The sequence below is a fragment of the Bacillus sp. 2205SS5-2 genome, assembly GCF_037024155.1.
In the GTDB taxonomy this organism is placed as follows: Bacteria; Bacillota; Bacilli; order Bacillales; family Bacillaceae_K; genus Bacillus_CI.
Window position 1 is genome coordinate 1 of the sequence record NZ_JAYKTS010000062.1, and the last position, 6,252, is coordinate 6,252.

Consider the following 6,252-nt stretch of genomic DNA (forward strand, 5'->3'; position numbering starts at 1 on the left):
AGGTTGCCCACGTGTTACTCACCCGTCCGCCGCTAACAATGAGGAGCAAGCTCCTCATTGTTCGCTCGACTTGCATGTATTAGGCACGCCGCCAGCGTTCGTCCTGAGCCAGGATCAAACTCTCCATAAAAGTTAAGTTTGACTAGCTCATAAAACATTTTTTGTAAGAATCTATGTTCTTACTTTTAAAATTAACGTTGACGTTTCGTCTTTTCAGTTTTCAAAGTTCAATCTTCGTCGTTGTTAGCGACTTTTACTATGTTACTAGAATCACTCGTTCCTGTCAACAACTTTTTAAAAATTGTTTTTCAGCTCGTTTGATGTCGTTTTGCAACAACGTGTTCTAATATACCATCCTTCACTCATACGTGTCAACATAATTGATAATTTTTTTATAAAATGTTTTCCTGACAATCTCGCACATTTCCCCCTCTTACTCCACCATGGCTTCGCAGGGGGACGGTTTCCGTTTTGAACAAAAAAATTCTCACTTATTCTTGTTGGTTTTAAAGAAATTCTGTATGAAATTCGTTCATTCTCCTAAATTCAGCTACCGAATAATACCATTAAATGCTTGTCTTCTATATAAAGTTATCTACGATCCGTCCGTTTCGCTTGGAGATAATGCCATTCTGCTTTGGGTATATTTTCATTTGGTTCCCATTCGTATCTAGGAAAAATATGTGCGTGTAAGAGTGCATCGACATTTCCGTAAATAGCTTAAAACATTCTCTTTGGATTGCACATATAGTTTATCACATCCCCTATTATGCTCTTCGATTATAGCCCCCCTTTAGTTGAAGATGAAATTACTACAAAACTTCAACAACAATACTATCAAAAAGATCTTCATCAATAAACAGAGGGATTTTTTATACCCTCGCTGATGGAAATTTAAAATTCGAGGGCATATTCACGCTTTCAGCACTAACATCCGCACTCTCATAGAAGGTACTTGGACCCGAAAAAAAAATCAACCGGTTCCTCTGTACCTTTTTTTATCGCTTTTACTACTACTGGTTGATCATAGATGTGTTCTTTTCCGAAATAACCCCGAAAATATTTCTGTCCTTCATTTGCTTTAATTGGAAACGGTCCAGTAAAGCCACTCGTGTCTTTGTTTTTTCACAATTTCGTAAGAACCTTTTTGACAATTTTTATATTCAAACGAGTAGTCAAATATTGAAGAAAAGTTCCACCTCCCTACTCTCAGAAGCAGAAAAAAAAGTAAGGATATGCTTTTTCACTCAAAACACTCCCTTTCATAATTTTGACGAGTACACTACGAAATTATATCTGCTTGCTTCTTTAACTATCCTGCACTTAACGCCACTTATTCCGAGTGTTTCCTACGAAATCAATCCCTTATTTTATTCACATGGCCGATTGCTGAATATGAATAACCGAATATCTCCTATATTTGTTTCAACTTTCTTTTAAATAAGCTCTTTGTATGAAAAAAGGCATATTTAGGCATCTCTAAATTAGTAAGTTTGCCCCGAATATATCAAGTTTATACCAATAAAGAGGTTAAAATTGCTTCTTTTCATGATAGGCGGTGGCGGCGTGACGTGAGCGCTGCCATCGAGTTTTTCGTATTGGTTGTTGCAATAAAAAGAAATTCGTTCATTTTTCAAATCAAACGTACTAACTGAAACGAATAGAGCCTTCAATAAAAAGACCCAGAGCTTGTATAAAGTTCTGAGTCTACTCACAAATCGATTTTTTTAAGGGGCTTCTATTCTGGATTCTAATAATTTGCTAATGTCATTTACTCTTACGCCTGGTTTTAATTCATATCGGTAAAGAAGCTCAATCAAGATTCGATCTTTTTCACTTAGAGTCGTAACCCCAGTATCATTGTATGGATAAAAAATGCTAGTGTTGTCCTCTTCAAAATGGTTATATAGACCAAGCGAATGAACGATTTCATGCAAAATGGTCGTTTTTCTACTTTCTTGTGTGGTATCTGTTCCGATGAGGATAATTGTTTCTGAAATCTCTCCGTATACCTCAATGTCTGTGATGAATGCAAATCCTTCATAGCGAATATCCCCTTGTACGATAGGACCATCATACCCATACTTAGAGAATTGACTCGTGGGGACAAAATAGATGTCAATCTTATTGTTAAAAACGCTCGTCACTTTGTCCACTAACTGAAGCTCAATTGGCAGTAAATCATTGACCTCCATTATACTTTGCTTTACCATCTCTACATCCATGTTTGTCGGATCTCCATGCAGAACGACTTCTACATCATTATTCCATTTCCAAAGGATATCGACTACAGCTTCTTCATCCGTCAACATAAACTCAACAAACCGATCCACCACTTCTTTAGAGTAGGAAGTATTATCTACCATGAACGAAATGGAATTAGTCGATTTGAGACCATTTTCTTTGTTCGCTACGACTTTAAGTTCATATTGTCCTTCATCGATAATCGGCTTTTTTAGGTCATAAGGATTCCCATTTAAAATAACTTCGTAGGAAACACGATCTTCTTTCTCTAATTGAAATAAAGCTTCTTGAAAATATGCATCTAGTGGTTCCGTTTCAAACGAAGGGGTATTGGGTGGATTCAAATCAATGTCAAAGGTAATGGTTTTCAAATCCTCCAGCCACCATTTTTTCGCTGATACCTTTAATTCATATTTTCCGTTATTCGTTACATTATATCCCGATTGAATGGGCTCTCCATCTAATTGCATTGTATAATTTCCAGCTAACTCTTCATCTATCTCTATCATTACATCTGTTGCATACATTTTTCCATTCTCAACACCCGACACCTCAATAACGGGTTGGAGACTACAACCACTTAAAACCAAAGAAATTAAAACGATTAATATCCTCAACCCTCTCACCTCTATTCTATTATAAGGTTAAAATAGATTAGTGAGGAGTGGAAATAAGTGGAGGAGATTACTCACCAATTCTCACGTTTACTCTTTGGTAGAGAAACTACGGTAAATATAGAACAAATGATTATTTCTTTGAATCTAACTTTTACTGGCAGACTTTCCTTCTCATAGCCCAGATAGTTTGTGATTTGGAATATTACGAGTCAATTTGAAGTTTTTATAGAAATGCTTGCTTCAAACCCTATTTCCATTCGGTACGCCCCTAATAAGAATGATGTCTATATGGCAAACGGGTTCTACCAAGGAAAGGGAGCATACACTATGCTTATGCTTTCTCCGTTCTTCCTTAACAGTCCAAGTTCCCTCCTTCTCTCCACTTAGATAAGGTCGATTGGATAAAGCCTTCGAGTCCGGACTTATTCAAATCCACAGACTTTTTAATTCGGATACACCCTTTACCATAATCTAATCCACTTAGTAATTCTTTAGCATTTTCTATCTTCTCTACGTTCCCCACATATAAACTGACATACGATTTTTGTGCATTCAAATGAAACAATGTGGAAGCTCCCTCTCGATAGCATAGCATCTTATATTGAATTCCCTCTTCAAGTTCTGGTGCATTCTCAAGGATGATTTCCCGAACCAAAAGCAGTTTTTCCTTTCTCCAATCTTCTTCAAGCATATTTAAATATTCCTCTGAATTTTTAGCTTCGTATTGCATCCGTAAAAGTCACCTCCATTCAAGTCGCTTATCATATCAATAAATACAACTCTCCAGACAAAATACTCGTTAAATCATCCGTTCGGTCAATGATAAGTATTCTTCTAACCCCTCTCGAACAGGTTGAAGAGAAGCTTTCCAAAAGTCCTTTTTACGTAAGTCTTGCTGTAAATACTGCTCAGCAAGCTGCTCCATCGTCATCCTACCTGAGTTTCTTAATAACTCATCATACCTAGCTGGGAATGAATCACCTTTTTCCTTTGCTATTGCATAAATACCGTTACTAAAGAGGTAACCAATCGTGTAGGGAATATTATAAAAAGCTTTGTCCGCACTGTAGAAATGAGAAATATAGATCCACTTCATCAAATCAAACTCTTGGATAAGGTCACCATATAACTCTTTCTCTGTTTCTAACATCAATGCTTTTATTTCCTCTGCAGAAAGTAAGCCCTGTTGTCTCTTTTCATAAAGTTTTTGTTCAAAGATAAACATATTAGGGATCATGGATATATATTTTAGTCCATTTATTACCTTCTTCTCTAATAACGCCAATTTTTCACGTTCATCTCTAGCGTTACTTATGGCAGCATCCAAAACTAAATTCTCTAAGAAAGTGGATGCCGTTTCGGCAACAGCTGTACCTTTTTCTCTAGCAAATGGCACTACGTCCATTAATATTTCATTATGGTAGGCATGGCCAAGCTCGTGAGCCAGTGTTACAACATCTTGATAACTCCCTTTATAGGTTAAAAATATTCGACTCTCTTTGGTTAGTGGCATCGAGGCACAAAATGCTCCCGAAGCCTTATCGGGTCGATCCTCCACTTCTACCCACCCCTGCTCAAATGCTCGTTCTGCAAAATCACCGAGCTTTTCACTAAAGCCCCGAAACTGGGAAACGATAATATGTACCGCTTCCTCATAGGGAATGCTTGTTTCTGTTGAAAAAGAAGAAACTCGAATATCATAGTATGCCGGACTTTCTACTTTCTCCAAAGCTAGCTTTCTCTTAGCGAATTCACGCACAAGATGATTGTTTTCATTGATAACCTCCATCATTGAATGCAAAGATTCTTCCGAAATTCGATTTTGTTCAAGTGTCTCTTTTAAAACATTTTCCCAGCCTCTTTGTTGGTATAAATCCAGTCGAAAGCCTGCAAAATGATTGAGTGTCGAAGCGAAGGTTGCTTGATTTTCCTCACAGACTTCTTTAATTGCCTGAGCGTACTTGATACGTGTTGATCTATCTTTTGTAAATGCAACACCATGAAGCGCTTCACCAATTGATATTTCTTTTTTTATGCCTTCCTTCACGACTGAAACCTTTAATTTGTTCAGCAGTTGTTTATAATGACTCTCCCATCCAGCAAAGCCATTAACCGACATTGAACGAATCAATTTTTCCGTTTCAATGGGTAAACGACCTTTTGTCTCTTGCCTTCTTTCTTCTAAATAAAAACGAAAGGGCTCCACTTCTTTTTTTTGCAGGAAATTGTGCCAGCTTTCTTCTGATAACTTAAGAAGAGAGGTATCCAATTCCAATAAAAGCGACGCTAGCTTGGCATGTATTTCTGCACTATAAGACAGCAATGTAGACGCAGATGAATCCCTTACATTATCAGCATAAAGACAAATAAGGTACTCATCGATTTGTAACCATTCACTCATCCGCTCCTGCGTTTGCCCCAACTGGATCAAGAGCTTGTCCATATTAAGTCCTTCCTCTAGATGATTATTTTCCTCCACTCTTTTTTCCAGCTCTTCAATTTCTACTTCTATTGTTACCATGATAGACTTAAGCTTCTCTGATTGACTTCCCCCTTCATATAAAGATTGTAGATCCCAATTTTGTTTCAATAATTTCTCCATTAATATACCCCCGTCATTTGATTTATAGAAAAACAAGATATATTTCAATATTCTCATTGTTTTACTATCTTCTGTTTTTCTCCATATAAACCCTTTAATTTCTATAAATATCTAAGCATGATGACTTTCACTACATTCTTGTAGACCTGAATTTTCCATTTCTATATTCCTATCTATGTAAACAAGCATTCGAACAATAGCTATTAATTTGAAATTGTTTTTTCTTCAGAGACTGTTTAATCTATGCATCAAGAGCAACAAGGTTCACGAAAAGTGCCTTAATTAACCGGGAATAAAAAATCTTATGGGTCCTATCAAGTAGATAATCCGTCTCAAATACGGCTATTATTAACTCTTTTTTCTAAATGCTCTTTTCGTATTGTTTTTTGCTTTTTAATGAAAGTCAGATGAAATAGCCACATTGTATACGAAAAACTCGATGGCAGCGCTCACGTCACGCCGCCACCTATCATGAAAAAAGTAATTTCAACCCCAATAATGGTATAAACCCGATATGTTTAAGGTAAACTTACTAATTTGACGATACCTAAATATGCCTTTTTTCATACAAAGAGCCTTCTCTAAAAAAGAACACTTATGATTCTACCTACTCAATCCATGCATAAGTTATTTTCCTTTTTCATTTAGGCTCTTTTTATACGAAAATGGGTTTTGATGCTGATTTTGACACAAAAAAGCACCCTCCCTAAAATGGAATGACCATTTTTAAAGATTGGCTATGGCACCATTACTTGATTTAAGCTGGTTTTGATTTTTGGATATCTACCT

General features: G+C 36.5%; 3 protein-coding genes and 1 rRNA gene. All 4 read right to left on the reverse strand.

The window, feature by feature from the left end:
• Positions 1 to 130: ribosomal RNA gene (locus U8D43_RS20735) — 16S ribosomal RNA — on the reverse strand; the annotation flags it as partial.
• Positions 131 to 1,727: 1,597 nt separating this feature from the next.
• Positions 1,728 to 2,861 (reverse strand): DUF2927 domain-containing protein, encoded by a 1,134-nt coding sequence (locus tag U8D43_RS20740; RefSeq protein WP_335873052.1) that lies wholly within the window; start codon positions 2,859 to 2,861, stop codon positions 1,728 to 1,730.
• A 352-nt stretch (positions 2,862 to 3,213) separates the two neighbouring features.
• Positions 3,214 to 3,591: an iron chaperone gene (locus U8D43_RS20745; protein WP_335873054.1), complete on the reverse strand. Its 378-nt coding sequence runs from the start codon at positions 3,589 to 3,591 to the stop codon at positions 3,214 to 3,216.
• 69 nt (positions 3,592 to 3,660) lie between these two features.
• Positions 3,661 to 5,463: a M3 family oligoendopeptidase gene (locus U8D43_RS20750; RefSeq protein ID WP_335873055.1), complete on the reverse strand. Its 1,803-nt coding sequence runs from the start codon at positions 5,461 to 5,463 to the stop codon at positions 3,661 to 3,663.
• Between the last annotated feature and the right edge of the window lie 789 nt (positions 5,464 to 6,252).